Annotated in this window: 11 protein-coding genes; 4 read left to right on the top strand and 7 right to left on the bottom strand. The window is 59.2% G+C overall.

What is annotated here, in order from left to right:
- Window positions 1-11: 11 nt before the first annotated feature.
- The 3 genes from AC0Z4S_RS05045 to AC0Z4S_RS05035 all read left to right on the top strand — a co-directional run bounded on the left by AC0Z4S_RS05045 (window position 12) and on the right by AC0Z4S_RS05035 (window position 2,720).
- Window positions 12-815 carry a hypothetical protein gene (locus AC0Z4S_RS05045; protein WP_485622275.1) on the top strand — a complete coding sequence of 268 codons (804 nt, stop codon included), beginning with the start codon at window positions 12-14 and terminating at the stop codon, window positions 813-815.
- A 426-nt stretch (window positions 816-1,241) separates the two neighbouring features.
- Window positions 1,242-1,652, top strand: a complete 411-nt coding sequence (locus AC0Z4S_RS05040) for a hypothetical protein (RefSeq protein WP_485622273.1) — start codon at window positions 1,242-1,244, stop codon at window positions 1,650-1,652.
- A gap of 672 nt (window positions 1,653-2,324) precedes the next feature.
- Complete coding sequence (locus AC0Z4S_RS05035) at window positions 2,325-2,720, top strand: hypothetical protein (protein WP_485622272.1); 396 nt, start codon at window positions 2,325-2,327, stop codon at window positions 2,718-2,720.
- A 138-nt stretch (window positions 2,721-2,858) separates the two neighbouring features.
- Here AC0Z4S_RS05035 and AC0Z4S_RS05030 read toward each other — a convergent pair whose 3' ends face one another.
- Entirely contained in the window at window positions 2,859-3,770 is a 912-nt protein-coding gene (locus tag AC0Z4S_RS05030; RefSeq protein WP_485622271.1) for a LysR family transcriptional regulator, read from the bottom strand.
- 118 nt (window positions 3,771-3,888) lie between these two features.
- Between AC0Z4S_RS05030 and AC0Z4S_RS05025 the strand changes: the two genes are divergently transcribed.
- Window positions 3,889-5,163: an MFS transporter gene (locus tag AC0Z4S_RS05025; RefSeq protein ID WP_485622270.1), complete on the top strand. Its 1,275-nt coding sequence runs from the start codon at window positions 3,889-3,891 to the stop codon at window positions 5,161-5,163.
- A gap of 175 nt (window positions 5,164-5,338) precedes the next feature.
- On the opposite strand, the gene hemE is transcribed toward AC0Z4S_RS05025, so the two are convergent.
- The 6 genes from hemE to aroK form a co-directional block, all read right to left on the bottom strand.
- Window positions 5,339-6,406, bottom strand: coding sequence for a uroporphyrinogen decarboxylase (hemE, locus tag AC0Z4S_RS05020; protein ID WP_253498249.1), 1,068 nt, complete (start codon window positions 6,404-6,406; stop codon window positions 5,339-5,341).
- Window positions 6,407-6,659: 253 nt separating this feature from the next.
- Window positions 6,660-8,078, bottom strand: a complete 1,419-nt coding sequence (locus tag AC0Z4S_RS05015; protein ID WP_007909438.1) for an FAD-dependent oxidoreductase — start codon at window positions 8,076-8,078, stop codon at window positions 6,660-6,662.
- A gap of 33 nt (window positions 8,079-8,111) precedes the next feature.
- The gene (gene gltB / locus AC0Z4S_RS05010; RefSeq protein WP_150638042.1) at window positions 8,112-12,557 is read right to left on the bottom strand and encodes a glutamate synthase large subunit; all 4,446 of its coding nucleotides are present in this window, start codon (window positions 12,555-12,557) and stop codon (window positions 8,112-8,114) included.
- A gap of 351 nt (window positions 12,558-12,908) precedes the next feature.
- Window positions 12,909-14,495 carry an AAA family ATPase gene (locus AC0Z4S_RS05005; RefSeq protein ID WP_485622268.1) on the bottom strand — a complete coding sequence of 529 codons (1,587 nt, stop codon included), beginning with the start codon at window positions 14,493-14,495 and terminating at the stop codon, window positions 12,909-12,911.
- A gap of 10 nt (window positions 14,496-14,505) precedes the next feature.
- Window positions 14,506-15,606 (bottom strand): 3-dehydroquinate synthase, encoded by a 1,101-nt coding sequence (gene aroB, locus AC0Z4S_RS05000; protein ID WP_485622267.1) that lies wholly within the window; start codon window positions 15,604-15,606, stop codon window positions 14,506-14,508.
- 152 nt (window positions 15,607-15,758) lie between these two features.
- Entirely contained in the window at window positions 15,759-16,277 is a 519-nt protein-coding gene (aroK, locus tag AC0Z4S_RS04995; RefSeq protein ID WP_024011270.1) for a shikimate kinase AroK, read from the bottom strand.
- Window position 16,278: the final 1 nt, after the last annotated feature.

The following is a 16,278-nucleotide window of genomic DNA, read 5'->3' as shown; positions in this document are numbered from 1 at the left end:
GAGTGAAGGGAATGACTCAGTTTCATCGCATCGCCGCGCTACTGGCACTGGCTTTCGTGCTCGGCGGTTGCACCAGCAAACCGGTTTACAACGCCAAGGAAGAGTTCTCACCCAACCTCGGCTTCACCCAGCAGCAGATGAGCCGCGCCATTGTCACCGCGCTCAACGACCGCCAATGGGTCGTGCAATCGGTGCGTCCGGGCATGATCAAAGCGGCGATCACCGTACGCGGTCGTCATCACGCCGAAGTCGATATCCCGTTCACCCCGACCTCATTCGAAATCGACTACCGCAGCAGCTACGGCCTCAATGCCAAGGACGGTAAAATCCACGGCAACTACAACCGCTGGGTCAACCGCCTGCGCGACAATGTGCTCAAGGAGCTGTCGATCAACCCGGACATCGAATTCGTCAACGATCTGGGCATCGTCAAACAAGGCGCGGACGAGCCGACCTACCTGAGCTTCCGCGAAGGCGTCAAACGCGCCACCGACGCCGGCCTGCTCGACGGCAGCGTGAAGTTCTACCTGGCCGGCGAAACCCTGCCAAAACAGGTGCGCAAACTCGACACCGTGAGCAGCAGCCGCAAGACCAACGGCTCGAACAAGTCCGACGAAGACGCTTGCTTCTGGGCCCTGCAATCAGCCCTGGCAACCTTGCAGAACGCAGCGAAAAAAGCCGACGCCAACGCCGTGATCAACATCGCCAGCGTCGACCAGCGCGACCTGTACAAAGACACCGAGAAATTCCAGTGCCGTGCCGGGATGGTAGTGTCGAGCGTGGCGTTGCGTGGTGATTTGGCGCACGTGGATTGAATAATTGACTAACTAGAACGTGTACAAAACAATTTGTCCCGTCTAAAAGCGAATGCCCCGACTTTTCGGGGCATTCGCTTTTCTGCGATCTGAAAAAACAAGGAGCTTGTCAGCGCCATCAACTGTTGCCCTCCCAGCGCTGGCGTTGATGGGGTTCCGATTCAGGTGTATCAAGCTGACCTCACTTTCTGAAGTAATGAACCGGGCGCTGATCGATATTGCCTCATTGCGTGCCTAGTCAATCATTCGACTTACGTCTAGAAACTCGCTTATGCCAAAACCCACCAAAGCAAGCGAAATTATAAAAATATATTCTAAAAAACTGTCAAGGTTGACAGGTGTAAAAAAAACCCTGCCCGCCTACTTTAACTTTTCGGGACGCATCACCCACAACAAATCCCGACAAACTAATTGGAGTCATCGGAAATGAATATACAAAACAAAGCCCAACTTAAGGATTGCCTGGTAGAAATGATGGAAACAGCTACAAGCAACTTTAACACTGCCAATCAAACAGTTGAAAAAAAGGTAACATACAGCTTCGATCTGGAAGCCCGGAATCCGGCCTGGAAACATCAGCTCTTGCCCTCTCCAGATCATCCCTTGTTGACAATCAGAGTAACCGCCTATGGTTCTTCGGCCCCAACACCTCTCGACAAGTATATTGAGGAATTCTGTTCTAAAGACACTCATTCATCAATGCTTGAAACTGAAAATGAAGTCGAAACAACTCACAACCATACCACAATGAGATGCAAGATATTTATAAGCGAACAACGGACTGAGACACAACCAGAGTTTTCAATCGGATCTATCGCGCACTTCCCGGAACATTAACTCCAAAACCGAAGTTTCCAAACGGATTAAGCTGGCGAGGCAAGCCGAGCGATATTCATAATTCTCGTCAAACTGTTGCTACGAGTCGTCGGTAAATTCGACGTTGTAGATTGATCAGCAAGTTTCATCGTCTGTCGCGTTGCAGCTAGGGTTTGTGCGGTTACCTTAGCCGGCATTGTTTAAACGTACGGCTGCCGTTTCTGCGCTCTTCGCGAGCAGGCCCGCTCCCACAGTTGAAAGCGGTCTAATGTGGGAGAGAGTTTGCTCGCGAAGGGTCGTCAGCCTTCACAAAGATTCAGCCCTGCGCATAAGCAATTCGACAAACGCCTTGGCCATCGGCGATCGATGAAGCACGCTGAACATGCTGATGTTCCTATAGGTCCTTCAATAGCATTCAGCTCGCGTACCGAAACCACATCGAAATTGTCGGTGTATCCGCGCCTGAAGCGCCCCATAGCGAATAACGAATAACGAATAACGAATCTGACTCCTTATCAAGTTATAACGACCGCGATGAATTTTCCAGACAGCTAGTGCGAACGGGTCTGAAGGACTGTCATTTCTGACAGGTGTAATGACAGTACGGCGCATCTAACCTGCCAACCCAAGCCCGACACCTTCAGCAATGGGCTCGAGGCACGCATCCTGACTATTTTTTGATGAGGACATATCATGAACGACGAAATAATTATTCTGGAAACCCCTCAAAAGCTCAAAGAACAAATTCAAAAACTCATGGTGGATGTCACCGGAGATAGCTATAAAGATATAAGAAGCAAAAGCGCGAAGCTCTGTTACGTCGAGCAACGGCAGGCGGGAAAAATCGGCTATCGCTTGGACCTTTCGGTTGAGGCGAACGGGTCTGATATCAATGTCTCGCTTGATAATTTTGTATCTACGATCAAAGAATATCTGTACCTGGACCAGGAGCCTCCATTCATGCAAGAAAGTCATGATGGTCAAATGTTCCGCGAGGATCATCAACCGTACAAGCAAAACGTCAAGCACGAAGTCCAAGGTAAAACGATGTATTGCGCCGTCTCGATATCTGTCGAGAGAAACCAATAGCATTGATCAGGCTTATCGCTAACCGATCAGGCTTATCATCACCTTGACCTGATATCGAAGAACCTCGATCGAGTGAAGGGGCGCCAGCAATCAAGCGCCCTTTTGCTTTCAATCCAATCTCAACTTAAGCGAGGTTTTTTAAAACCTGCACGCAGTCAGCGGCTCAACCTTGCGCGTAAGCAGTTCGACAAAAGCCTTGGCCATCGGCGATTTCTGACCCTTGCGCTGCACCAGCCACACCGCTGAAATCGCTTCGGGATCCAGCAGCGGGCGGTAGACCACGCCGTCGATGCGCATGCGTTGATAGGACGCCGGCAGCACTGATACACCGAGGCCGGCTGCGACAAGACCGATGATGGTCATCGCCTCGCCGGCCTCTTGGGCAAAGTGCGGGCTGAATCCGGCATCACGGGCCAGACTCAGCAATTGCGCATACAGCCCGCTGCCGTAGCTGCGCGGAAAAAACACGAACGGCTCCAGCGCCAGCGCCGAGAGAAACAGGCCTTCGTCGCTGCCCTGGGCCAACGAATGCTTGGAGCTGAGCACCGCCACCAACGGCTCGCGCATCAACTCCACCACACTCAGCGAATCCGGCAAACCGAGCGGGCGCATGATGCCGACTTCGATCGACTCGTCCACCAAGGCATCGGCGACCATGGTGCTGCTCATCTCGCGCAGATTCAGATGCACCGCCGGAAACCGCTGACGAAAGGAAAAGATCGCCTGCGGAATGGTCGAGTTGAACGGTGCCGAAGAAGTGAAGCCAATCTTCAGTTCGCCAAGCTCGCCAAGCTGCGCACGCCGGGCGACGTCAGCCGCTTTGTCGACCTGCGCCAGCACCAGCCGCGCCTCCTGCAGAAACAACCTGCCTGCCTCGCTCAACTCGACCCGACGATTGGTACGCTCGAACAATCGCGCGCCGAGTTGTTGCTCCAGCGCCTGAATCTGCTGACTCAGCGGTGGCTGGGAAATGCCCAGCACCTGCGCGGCGCGGCCGAAATGCAACTCTTCGGCGACGGCAATGAAGTAACGCAGATGACGCAGTTCCATGGGAGCTCCAATAGGTCGTCAAAGCTATCAAACAGGTCGAACAATATATTGGATAGAAACATTAGCCAGCTATATGATTTTTTCATTGCCTGCCTGGCTGTGCTTTCCGAGGTCTGAAGTGAAAACTGCTGTCGCGCCCCTTGCCCACGAAGTCCCACCTGCTGCAGCGGATGATGTTGTCGCCGGGCTGCAAGAGATCTACATCGAAAAAGGCACGCCGATGTTCATGCGTACGGTGTTGGCGCTGTTCAGCGGCGGCTTCGCGACGTTTGCCCTGCTCTATTGCGTGCAGCCGATGATGCCGCTGTTGTCCCACGAGTACGGAATCAACGCGGCGCAGAGCAGCCTGATTCTTTCGGTGGCCACCGGCATGCTGGCCTTAGGTCTGCTGATCACCGGGCCGATTTCCGACCGCATCGGCCGTAAACCGGTGATGGTCGCGGCATTGTTCGCTGCCGCGTTGTGCACCATCGCCAGTTCGATGATGCCGAGCTGGCAGGGCGTGCTGATCATGCGCGCGTTGATCGGCCTGTCGCTGAGCGGCCTGGCGGCCGTGGCGATGACCTATCTCAGCGAGGAAATTCATCCACAGCACATCGGTCTGGCGATGGGTTTGTACATCGGCGGCAACGCGATCGGCGGGATGAGCGGGCGCTTGATCACTGGCGTGCTGATCGACTTCGTCAGCTGGCATACGGCGATGCTGGTGATCGGCGGCCTGGCGCTGATTGCCGCAGCGGTGTTCTGGAAGATCCTGCCGCAGTCGCGCAATTTCCGCTCTCGCTCGTTGCACCCGCGCAGCCTGCTCGACGGCTTCACCATGCACTTTCGCGACGCCGGCCTGCCGCTGCTGTTTCTTGAGGCGTTCGTGTTGATGGGCGCGTTTGTCACGCTGTTCAACTACATCGGTTATCGCTTGCTGGCGGCGCCGTACAATCTGGATCAGGTGTATGTCGGTTTGCTCTCGGTGGTCTACCTGTCCGGGATTTACAGCTCAGCAAAGATCGGTTCGCTGGCGGATAAACTGGGACGGCGCAAAGTATTGTGGGCGACCATTGCGCTGATGTTCGCCGGGCTGGCGTTGACGATGTTCACGCCTCTGTTGCTGGTGATCATCGGCATGTTGGTGTTCACCTTCGGCTTCTTTGCCGCGCACTCGGTGGCGAGCAGCTGGATCGGCCGGCGGGCGTTGAAAGCCAAGGGTCAGGCGTCGTCGCTGTATCTGTTCAGCTATTACGCCGGGTCGAGTATTGCCGGGACGGCGGGCGGGGTGTTCTGGCATCTGGGCGGGTGGAACGGGATTGGTTTGTTTATTGGGGCATTGCTAGTCGTGGCGCTACTGGTGGCGTTGAAGCTGGCGAAGTTGCCGCCGTTGCAGGGTGTTAAAGCCTGACAGAACTCCCCTGTAGGAGTGAGCCTGCTCGCGATAGCGGTGGGTCAGCCAATACATTCAGCGTCTGGGCTCGCCGCTATCGCGAGCAGGCTCACTCCTACATTTGAACGGCGCTCGACACTCAATCGCGCAAACAAAAACGCCCGGCATAAGCCGGGCGTTTTTGTTTGCGCGATCACTCGTGATACTGCGCCGACAACTCATGCACTGCACGCAGGAACGCGCCGGCATGTTCCGGATCGACTTCCGGGGTGATGCCATGGCCGAGATTGAACACGTGGCCGCTGCCCTTGCCATAGCTGGCGAGGATGCGCCCGACTTCAGTGCGGATCGCTTCCGGTTTGGCGTAGAGCACGGTCGGGTCCATGTTGCCTTGCAGCGCAACCTTGTCGCCAACGCGGGCGCGGGCGTTGCCGATGTCGCAGGTCCAGTCCAGGCCGAGGGCGTCAGCGCCGGCGTCGGCGATGCTTTCCAGCCACAGGCCACCGTTCTTGGTGAAGAGGATCACCGGCACTTTGCGACCGTCATTCTCGCGAATCAGGCCGCTGACGATCTTCTTCATGTAGGCCAGCGAGAATTCCTGATACGCCGCCGCCGACAGGTTGCCGCCCCAGGTATCGAAGATCTGCACCGCTTGTGCGCCAGCCATGATCTGGCCGTTAAGGTATGCGGTCACCGACTGCGCCAGCTTGTCGAGCAGCAGGTGCATGGCTTGCGGGTTGTCGTAGAGCATCGCTTTGGTCTTGCGGAAGTCTTTCGACGAGCCGCCTTCGACCATGTAAGTCGCCAGGGTCCACGGGCTGCCGGAGAAACCGATCAACGGCACCCGACCGTTCAGCTCGCGACGGATGGTGCTGACTGCGTCCATGACGTAGCCGAGGTCTTTGTGCGGATCAGGGATCGGCAGAGCTTCGATATCAGCCAGTGTGCTGACGACTTTCTTGAAGCGCGGGCCTTCACCGGTCTCGAAGTACAGGCCCTGCCCCATGGCATCGGGGATGGTGAGGATGTCGGAAAACAGGATCGCCGCGTCCAGTTGCGGGTAGCGGTCGAGCGGTTGCATCGTGACTTCGCAGGCGAATTCCGGATTCATGCACAGGCTCATGAAGTCGCCGGCGTGGGCGCGGCTGGCGCGGTACTCCGGCAGGTAGCGACCGGCCTGGCGCATCATCCACACCGGGGTGACGTCAACGGGTTGCTTGAGCAGGGCGCGGAGGAAACGGTCGTTCTTCAGGGCAGTCATGTCGGCATCCGGAAAAAAAGTGCGGGCATTTTCTCAGAGCGCGAGGCAAAAGGCACGGATGTGGGTCAGCCTTTTGTCTATCGGGTCAATTTACTGTGTTGGAAATGCTCTATTGGTAACACTGAAAAACAACTGTGGGAGCGAGCCTGCTCGCGAAAGGGCCGGCACATCCAACATTGCAGTTGGCTGATAGACCGCTTTCGCGAGCGAGCTCGCTCCCACATTTTTGATCGCATTTCAGCTTGAAATGTAATCAGACACCCAGGTAATCGAGAATCCCTTCAGCCGCATTGCGCCCTTCGAAGATCGCCGTCACCACCAGGTCGGAACCGCGCACCATGTCGCCACCGGCGAAGATTTTCGGGTTGCTGGTCTGGTGCTTGTACTGACCTTGCTCGGGCGCAACAACGCGGCCCTGGCTGTCGGTCTGGATTTCGAACTGTTCGAACCACGGCGCCGGGCTCGGGCGGAAGCCGAAAGCGATAACCACGGCGTCGGCCGGGATGATCTCTTCGGAACCGGGGATCGGCTCGGGGCTGCGACGGCCACGGGCGTCCGGTTCGCCGAGACGGGTCTCGACCACTTTCACGCCTTCAACCTTGTCTTCACCGACGATAGCGATCGGCTGGCGGTTGTAGAGGAATTTCACGCCTTCTTCCTTGGCGTTCTTCACCTCTTTGCGCGAGCCGGGCATGTTCGCTTCGTCACGACGATACGCGCAGGTCACCGACTTGGCGCCCTGACGGATCGAGGTGCGGTTGCAGTCCATCGCCGTGTCGCCGCCGCCGAGCACCACGACCTTCTTGCCTTTCATGTCGACGAAATCTTCCGGCGACTTTTCAAAGCCCAGGTTGCGGTTGACGTTGGCGATGAGGAAGTCCAGTGCGTCATAAACGCCCGGCAGATCCTCACCGGCAAAACCGCCCTTCATGTAGGTGTAGGTGCCCATGCCCATGAACACCGCGTCGTACTCGGCGAGCAGTTGTTCCATGGTCACGTCTTTGCCGACTTCGGTGTTGAGACGGAACTCGATGCCCATACCGGTGAAGACTTCGCGACGATTGCTCAGCACGGTCTTCTCAAGCTTGAACTCAGGGATGCCGAAGGTCAGCAAACCGCCGATTTCCGGGTTCTTGTCGAACACCACCGGAGTTACGCCGCCACGCACCAGCACGTCGGCACAACCCAGACCCGCCGGGCCAGCGCCGATGATCGCCACACGCTTGCCGGTCGGTTTGACCTTGGACATGTCCGGGCGCCAGCCCATGGCGAACGCGGTGTCGGTGATGTACTTCTCGACCGAACCGATGGTCACCGCGCCGAAGCCGTCGTTGAGGGTGCAGGCACCCTCGCACAGACGATCCTGCGGGCACACCCGGCCGCAGACTTCCGGCAGGGTGTTGGTCTGGTGCGACAGCTCGGCGGCCTGGAGGATGTTGCCCTCGGCCACCAGTTTCAGCCAGTTGGGAATGAAGTTGTGCACCGGGCACTTCCATTCGCAATACGGGTTGCCGCAACCCAGGCAGCGGTGGGCCTGGTCGGCCGACTGCTGGGGTTTGAACGGTTCGTAGATTTCGACGAACTCTTTCTTGCGTTGACGCAACAGTTTCTTCTTCGGATCCTTGCGCCCGACATCGATGAACTGGAAGTCGTTATTCAGACGTTCAGCCATTGTTAAAACCTCATCAAACTCTTCAGGCGCATATCACTGCGGGTTGGCACGAGTGCTGGAAAGCAGGGTTTTCAAGCTGGCAGCCTTGGGCTTGACCAACCAGAAGCGCCGCAAGTAATCGTCGAGATTCTCGGCGAGTTCACGACCCCACTCGCTGTCGGTTTCGGCGACGTACTCGTTCAGCACGTTCTGCAGGTGGCTGCGGTAGGCCTCCATCGCCTCGCCGCTGATCCGCTGGATCTCCACCAGTTCGTGGTTGACCCGGTCAACGAAGGTGTTGTCCTGATCGAGCACGTAGGCGAAACCACCGGTCATGCCAGAGCCGAAGTTGTAACCGGTCTTGCCCAACACGCAGACGAAACCACCGGTCATGTACTCGCAGCAGTGATCGCCAGTGCCTTCCACGACGGTGTGGGCACCGGAGTTACGCACGGCGAAACGCTCGCCTGCGGTGCCGGCGGCGAACAGCTTGCCACCCGTGGCGCCGTACAGGCAGGTGTTGCCAATGATGGCGCTTTCCTGAGTTTTATAGACGCTGCCCTTCGGCGGCACGATGACCAGCTTGCCGCCGGTCATGCCTTTGCCGACGTAGTCGTTGGCGTCGCCTTCCAGGTACATGTTCAGACCGCCAGCGTTCCACACACCGAAACTCTGCCCGGCCGTGCCTTTGAAACGGAAAGTGATCGGCGCCTTGGCCATGCCCTGGTTGCCGTGCTTGCGCGCGATTTCGCCGGAGATCCGGGCGCCGATCGAACGGTCGCAGTTGCAGATATCCAGCTCGAACTCGGCGCCGCTGAGGTCGTTGATCGCCGACGCGGCCAGCTCGACCATCTTCTCCGCCAGCAGGCCTTTGTCGAACGGTGGGTTGCGCTCAACGCCGCAGAACTGCGGTTTGTCCGCCGGGATGTGATCGCTGCCCAGTAGGGGCGTCAGGTCCAGGTGATGTTGCTTGGCGGTCTGGCCTTCGAGGATTTCCAGCAGATCGGTGCGACCGATCAGCTCTTCCAAGGAGCGCACGCCGAGCTTGGCCAGCCACTCACGGGTTTCTTCGGCGACGTAGGTGAAGAAATTCACCACCATGTCGACGGTGCCGATGTAGTGATCCTTGCGCAGCTTTTCGTTCTGCGTCGCAACGCCGGTAGCGCAGTTGTTCAGGTGGCAGATGCGCAGGTATTTACAGCCCAGCGCGATCATCGGCGCGGTGCCGAAGCCGAAGCTTTCGGCGCCGAGGATCGCTGCCTTGATCACGTCGAGGCCGGTTTTCAAACCGCCGTCGGTCTGCACCCGGACCTTGCCGCGCAGGTCGTTGCCGCGCAGGGTCTGGTGGGTTTCAGCCAGGCCGAGTTCCCACGGTGCTCCGGCGTACTTGATCGAGGTCAGCGGCGAAGCACCGGTGCCACCGTCGTAACCGGAGATGGTGATCAAGTCCGCATAGGCCTTGGCCACACCGGCGGCGATGGTGCCGACGCCTGCTTCGGCGACGAGTTTCACCGAAACCAGCGCCTGCGGGTTGACCTGCTTGAGGTCAAAGATCAGCTGCGACAGGTCTTCGATCGAATAGATGTCATGGTGCGGCGGTGGCGAAATCAGGGTCACGCCCGGCACTGCGTAACGCAGCTTGGCGATCAGCCCGTTGACCTTGCCGCCCGGCAATTGCCCGCCCTCGCCCGGCTTGGCGCCTTGGGCGACTTTGATCTGCAGCACTTCGGCATTGACCAGGTATTCAGGGGTAACCCCGAAACGGCCAGTCGCAACCTGTTTGATTTTCGAGCTCTTGATGGTGCCGTAACGCGCCGGATCTTCACCACCTTCGCCGGAGTTGGAACGCGCGCCGAGGCGGTTCATGGCTTCAGCCAGGGCTTCGTGAGCTTCCGGCGACAGCGCGCCCAGCGAGATACCGGCGGAGTCGAAGCGCTTGAGCACCGACTCCAGCGGCTCGACTTCACTGATGTCCAGCGGCGTATCGAGGGTCTTGACCTTGAACAGGTCGCGAATCATCGACACCGGACGGTTGTCCACCAGTGAGGTGTATTCCTTGAATTTGGCGTAGTCGCCCTGCTGCACGGCGGCTTGCAGGGTGTTGACCACGTCCGGGTTGTAGGCGTGATATTCGCCACCGTGGACGAACTTCAGCAGACCGCCCTGCTGGATCGGCTTGCGCGGGCTCCAGGCTTCGACGGCGAGCGCCTTCTGCTCGGCTTCGATGTCGACGAAACGCGCGCCCTTGATCCGGCTCGGCACGCCACGGAAGCTCAGCTCGCAGACTTCTTCGGACAGGCCGATGGCCTCAAACAGCTGCGCACCACGGTACGAAGCGATGGTCGAAATACCCATCTTCGAGAGGATCTTCAGCAGGCCCTTGGTGATGCCCTTGCGGTAGTTCTTGAACACCTCGTAGAGGTCGCCCAGCACTTCACCGGTACGGATCAGGTCACCCAATACTTCGTAGGCCAGGAACGGATAGACCGCCGAGGCGCCAAAACCGATCAGCACGGCGAAGTGATGCGGGTCACGGGCGGTCGCGGTTTCAACGAGGATGTTGGAATCGCAACGCAAGCCTTTTTCGGTCAGACGGTGGTGCACTGCACCGGTCGCCAGCGAGGCGTGGATCGGCAGTTTGCCCGGAGCGATATGGCGGTCACTCAGGACGATCTGGGTACGCCCGGCGCGCACGGCCTCTTCAGCCTGATCGGCAACGTTGCGGATCGCCGCTTCGAGTCCGAGGCTTTCGTCGTAGTTGAGGTCGATGATCGCCCGTTCGAAACCCGGACGGTCGAGGTTCATCAGCGAGCGCCACTTGGCCGGCGAGATCACTGGCGAGCTGAGGATCACGCGCGAGGCGTGTTCCGGCGACTCCTGGAAAATGTTGCGCTCGGCACCGAGGCAGATTTCCAGCGACATCACGATCGCTTCACGCAGCGGGTCGATCGGCGGGTTGGTCACCTGCGCGAACTGCTGGCGGAAATAGTCGTAAGGCGTGCGTACACGCTGGGACAGCACGGCCATCGGCGTGTCGTCGCCCATCGAGCCCACGGCTTCGTAACCTTGCTCGCCAAGCGGGCGCAGCACCTGATCACGCTCTTCGAACGTGACCTGATACATCTTCATGTACTGCTTGAGCTGGTCGACGTCGTAGAAAGCCGAACCGTGGTCGTTGTCTTCCATGGTCGCCTGAATGCGCAGGGCATTCTTGCGCAGCCATTGCTTGTACGGATGACGGGATTTCAGCCGGTTGTCGATCGCATCGGTGTCGAGGATCTGCCCGGTTTCGGTGTCCACGGCGAAGATCTGGCCCGGGCCGACGCGCCCCTTGGCGAGCACGTCTTCAGGCTGGTAGTTCCACACGCCGATTTCCGAGGCGAGAGTGATGAAACCGTTCTTGGTGGTGACCCAGCGCGCCGGGCGCAGACCGTTACGGTCGAGCAGGCACACCGCGTAGCGACCGTCGGTCATGACCACGCCGGCCGGGCCGTCCCACGGCTCCATGTGCATCGAGTTGTACTCGTAGAACGCACGCAGATCCGGGTCCATGGTTTCGACGTTCTGCCACGCAGGCGGAATGATCATCCGCACGCCACGGAACAGGTCGATGCCGCCGGTGACCATCAGTTCGAGCATGTTGTCCATGCTCGAGGAGTCGGAACCGACACGGTTGACCAGCGGGCCGAGTTCTTCCAGATCCATCAGATCGTTGGTGAACTTGGTCCGACGGGCCTGCGCCCAGTTGCGGTTACCGGTGATGGTGTTGATCTCGCCGTTGTGGGCGAGGAAGCGGAACGGCTGCGCCAGCGGCCATTTCGGCAGGGTGTTGGTGGAAAAACGCTGGTGGAACACGCAGATCGCAGTTTGCAGGCGCTCGTCACTCAGGTCCGGATAGAACGCGGCCAGGTCGGCCGGCATCATCAGGCCTTTATAGATGATGGTCTTGTGCGAAAAGCTGCAGATGTAGTGGTCAGTGTCAGCGGCGTTGGCCACCGACGAACGGCGACGGGCGCTGAACAGCTTCACCGCCATGTCCTGGTCGCTCAGGCCTTCTCCGCCGATGTAGACCTGCTCGATCTGCGGCAGGCGCTCAAGGGCCAGGCGGCCGAGGACGCTGGTGTCGATCGGCACTTTGCGCCAGCCGATCAGTTGCAGACCTTCGGCGAGGATCTCGCGGTTCATGTTCTCGCGAGCGGCTTCGGCCTTGGCCGGATCCTGATTGAAGAACACCATGCCCACTGCATATTGCTTGGGCATTTCGACACCGAAGCTCTCCTGGGCAATGGCTCGCAGGAAGGCGTCGGGTTTTTGAATCAGCAGACCGCAACCGTCACCGGTCTTGCCGTCGGCATTAATCCCACCGCGGTGGGTCATGCAGGTCAGGGCCTCGATGGCCGTTTGCAAAAGGGTATGACTGGGCTCGCCCTGCATATGAGCTATCAGGCCGAAACCGCAGTTATCCTTGAATTCATCTGGTTGGTACAGACCTGCTTTCATAGACACTTTCTCACCAGGCTGCCTCTGTTCGAGGCAAATTTCTTTTCAATTCAACCACTTGCGTTCCGCGCCGAACGTACGCCGGCTTAGCGGGGGCAAAAGGGTGGTCATTGTACACAGCGACACAGAGGCTCACAAATTTGACGACGAACTGTCGCAAATTCATGTCGCATTTGTGAAAGGTTTAAAGCGATCTGCTGTGCTAGTCAAAACTTTTTTAAATTCTGACCGCAACGACTCAAAAACTACTGTGACGCAGACACCACAAGGCACGCGACCTTTTCAGGAAGCGCGCACTCGTGGAGATTTTGAGGTGCCGGGAGAGGCGGCCTGGGTAAGGCCGCCGAATCTTCAGCGAGTTGTTGCCAGTTCCTGTTGGACGCTGGCGACAGTGCGAGGCCAAGGTTTACCAGCCTGAACCTTCGCTGGCAAGGCCTTGATGGCAGAAACGGCCGCATCACGATTGGCAAAGTTGCCATAGGTGATCACGTAAAGCGGCTTGCCGTTGAGGACTTTCTTGAAATAACGGTACTCGCCGCCCTGCTCCTTGACGAAGTTCTGCGCAGCGGTTTCCGAGCTGGTGCCGAGGATCTGCACGACATAGTTGCTGGTCGGCTGACCGGCGTACCAACTGCCACCGGCGGCTTTGGCAACCGTGACCGGCTTGTCGGCAGGCTTGGCCGGAGCAGGGGTCGGTTTCGCGGCGGGCGCTGGCGTGGCCGGAGCGGGCTTGACCGTGGCGATCTGCGTCGGTGCCGGGGTTGGTGCCGGTTTGGCGGCAGGGGTCGGAACCGGTGTCGGCGCAGGACCGGCCGGAACACCCGCAGGCGGTGCAGAGGTGGTTACGGTCGGCGGGGTATCGCTGGAGCCTTCCAGTGGCACGCCGTCGTCGCCTTCGGTGATGCCACCGGCGGCTTCAGCGAGCGGGCCGCGCATGACCGGCTGCGAGTTGCCGACCAGCGGCAGCGGCATCGGCTGGGTGTTGCCAGCGAACTCGACGGACGGGTTGGCGCCATTCGCGGCGCCCTGACCCAATGGCAGTTGCGCCTGTTCATTGGCCGGAGCACCGGTGGTCGGTGCCTTGCTGCGACCCGGCATCAGCCAGGCGGCGGCAACCGCGACCACAACGACGGCGGAAATCGCCAATACGTGTTTCTTCGGCATGTTGAACCCCATACTTGGACGCTTGACCGCGGAGCGGCTGGCAATCATGACTTCGATCAGCGCATCGCGAGCGACCTGGTTGATGTTGCCCGGCCAGCCCTCGGAGCTTTCGTGAATATCAGAGATCTGATCTGCGGTGAAAAGTTCGACACCCCGGCCCGCGCCTTCCAGCCGCTGGTCGAGATATTCGCGGGTCTCTTCTTCGGTGTACGGCTGCAATTCGATGACGTGGAAACACTCTTCTTCGAGCTGCAAAGCCTCGAGCTGAGCGATCAGCGACGACTCGCCGAACAGGAACACATGCGGGCGACCTTCCGGCGTGCCGGCACCCAGCGCCATCAACGCTTCCAGCGCAGATTCGTCGAGCTGCTCGGCATCGTCCACCAGCAGATAGACTTCCTGCCCGGTCAGACCCAGTTGCACCACCTGCTCGAGAATCGCGCCGACTTCGGCCTGAGCGACATCCAGCGCCTGCGCCACCTGGCGCAGCACGCCGGCCGCATCACCGGCGCCACGGGCGGAAACCACCACGCTTTGCACTGATTGTTTATTGGTGCTGGCCACCAGTGCCTGACGCAGCAGGGTCTTGCCGCTGCCCTGCGGACCGGTGACCACCAGCAGCAACTGGCTGTAACGCGCCAGATGATGCAGTTGACCCAGCACCGGTTTGCGCTGGGCCGGGAAGAATTTGAAGCCCGGTACCCGTGGCGCGAACGGGTCGTGACTTAACTGGAAATGGCCGAGAAACGCCTCGTCGGCATGCAAACTAGTCATCGGAATCGTTTTAACCTTTAAGCTGAGCCAGGGCGCGGTAATCCGCGCCCAGCGTGGCCTGTAGAACCTCTTTCGGATAATCGTCGGTCACTACCGCTTCGCCCATCCGGCGCAGCAGCACCAGGCGCAGACGACCGTCGATCACTTTTTTATCAATTGCCATGTGTTGGAGAAAATCGGCTTCGGTCATTTCTGTCGGCGGAATCACCGGCAGGCCGGCACGCAGGAACAGTCGAATGCCGCGATCACGCTCCTGCTCGCTGATCCAGCCCAGGCGCGCGGACATTTCCAGCGCCATCACGGTACCCGCCGCCACCGCCTCGCCATGCAGCCAGACACCATAGCCCATGTGGGTTTCGATGGCGTGGCCGAAGGTGTGCCCGAGGTTGAGCGTAGCGCGTACGCCGGTTTCCTTTTCATCGGCACCGACCACGGCAGCCTTGGCCGCGCAGGAACGCTCGATCGCGTAGGTCAGCGCGGTCTGGTCCAGCGCGCGCAGGGCGTCGACGTTTTCTTCCAGCCAGGTCAGGAACGGCTCGTCGCAGATCAGGCCGTACTTGATGACTTCCGCCAGGCCCGCCGACAACTCGCGCTGCGGCAGGGTTTTCAGCGATGCGGTATCGATCAGCACCACGTTCGGCTGATAGAACGCGCCGACCATGTTCTTGCCCAGCGGATGGTTGATGCCGGTCTTGCCGCCTACCGAGGAATCGACCTGCGACAACAGTGTGGTAGGAATCTGGATGAAATCGACACCGCGCTGATAACAGGCGGCAGCGAAACCGGCCATGTCGCCGATCACCCCGCCGCCCAACGCGATCACGGTGGTGCGGCGGTCATGACGGGCGGTCAGCAGGCCATCGAAAATCAGCTGCAGGGTTTCCCAGTTCTTGAAGGCTTCGCCGTCGGGCAACACCACCGAGATCACCGAGAACTGCGCAAGGCTGCGGGTCAGACGTTCGAGATAGAGCGGCGCGACGGTTTCGTTGGAGATGATTGCCACCTGCCGCCCGTGGATATGCGGCGCCAGCAGTTCCGGCTGATCCAACAGACCTTCGCCAATATGAATCGGGTAGCTGCGCTCGCCTAGATCGACCTTGAGTGTCTGCATGTGTCCCCACAGTGAAGATGGAAGCAGGCATCCTGCCCTGAAATTATTGGTGTTCTGCAGCCTGTAGCGGTATGACGCCGCTTGCCCGGCATCCGCCACACTCTCGGCGGGCGCTGACAGGACGCCGAGGATAGCGCATTTCGGCCGACGCTTTAACGGGGTGGCAACTGCGCGAGGCGGTCGAGAATGTCGAGCACCACCATGCGTGGCGGCCGCTCGTCGGTTTCCACTACCAGATCAGCGATTTCCCGATAAAGCGGATCACGGATCTCGAGCAGGTCACGCAGAGTTTTCGCCGGATCGGCGGTGCGCAGCAGCGGCCGATTGCGATCGCGGGAGGTGCGGCCGACCTGCTGTTCGACGGAGGCGTGCAGATACACCACGCGCCCGCCCTCATGCAGGGCCTTGCGATTGGCATCACGCATCACGGCGCCGCCTCCGGTCGCAAGTACCACGCCATCGAACGCGCACAGCTCGGCGATCATCGCCTGCTCACGGTCACGAAAGCCGGGCTCGCCTTCCTTGTCGAAGATCCATGGGATATTGGCACCCGTGCGCAGCTCAATTTCCTTGTCGGAATCCTTGAACGGCAGGCGCAGCTCTTTGGCCAGCAATCGGCCGATGGTGCTTTTGCCGGCACCCATCGGTCCTACAAGTATCAAATTTCGCACA

It is taken from the genome of Pseudomonas sp. 1L-B-1-E-C1 (assembly GCF_057291835.1).
This window is presented reverse-complemented; position numbering and strand designations above follow the sequence as displayed.

Excerpts from the sequence above, each read along its gene's own strand:
- AC0Z4S_RS05045 (WP_485622275.1), top strand. The coding sequence starts at position 12 with ATGACTCAGTTTCATCGCATCGCCGCGCTACTGGCACTGGCTTTCGTG.
- AC0Z4S_RS05035 (WP_485622272.1), top strand. The coding sequence starts at position 2,325 with ATGAACGACGAAATAATTATTCTGGAAACCCCTCAAAAGCTCAAAGAA.
- AC0Z4S_RS05030 (WP_485622271.1), bottom strand. The coding sequence starts at position 3,770 with ATGGAACTGCGTCATCTGCGTTACTTCATTGCCGTCGCCGAAGAGTTG.
- AC0Z4S_RS05040 (WP_485622273.1), top strand. The coding sequence starts at position 1,242 with ATGAATATACAAAACAAAGCCCAACTTAAGGATTGCCTGGTAGAAATG.
- hemE (WP_253498249.1), bottom strand. The coding sequence starts at position 6,406 with ATGACTGCCCTGAAGAACGACCGTTTCCTCCGCGCCCTGCTCAAGCAA.
- AC0Z4S_RS05005 (WP_485622268.1), bottom strand. The coding sequence starts at position 14,495 with ATGACTAGTTTGCATGCCGACGAGGCGTTTCTCGGCCATTTCCAGTTA.
- aroB (WP_485622267.1), bottom strand. The coding sequence starts at position 15,606 with ATGCAGACACTCAAGGTCGATCTAGGCGAGCGCAGCTACCCGATTCAT.
- AC0Z4S_RS05015 (WP_007909438.1), bottom strand. The coding sequence starts at position 8,078 with ATGGCTGAACGTCTGAATAACGACTTCCAGTTCATCGATGTCGGGCGC.
- gltB (WP_150638042.1), bottom strand. The coding sequence starts at position 12,557 with ATGAAAGCAGGTCTGTACCAACCAGATGAATTCAAGGATAACTGCGGT.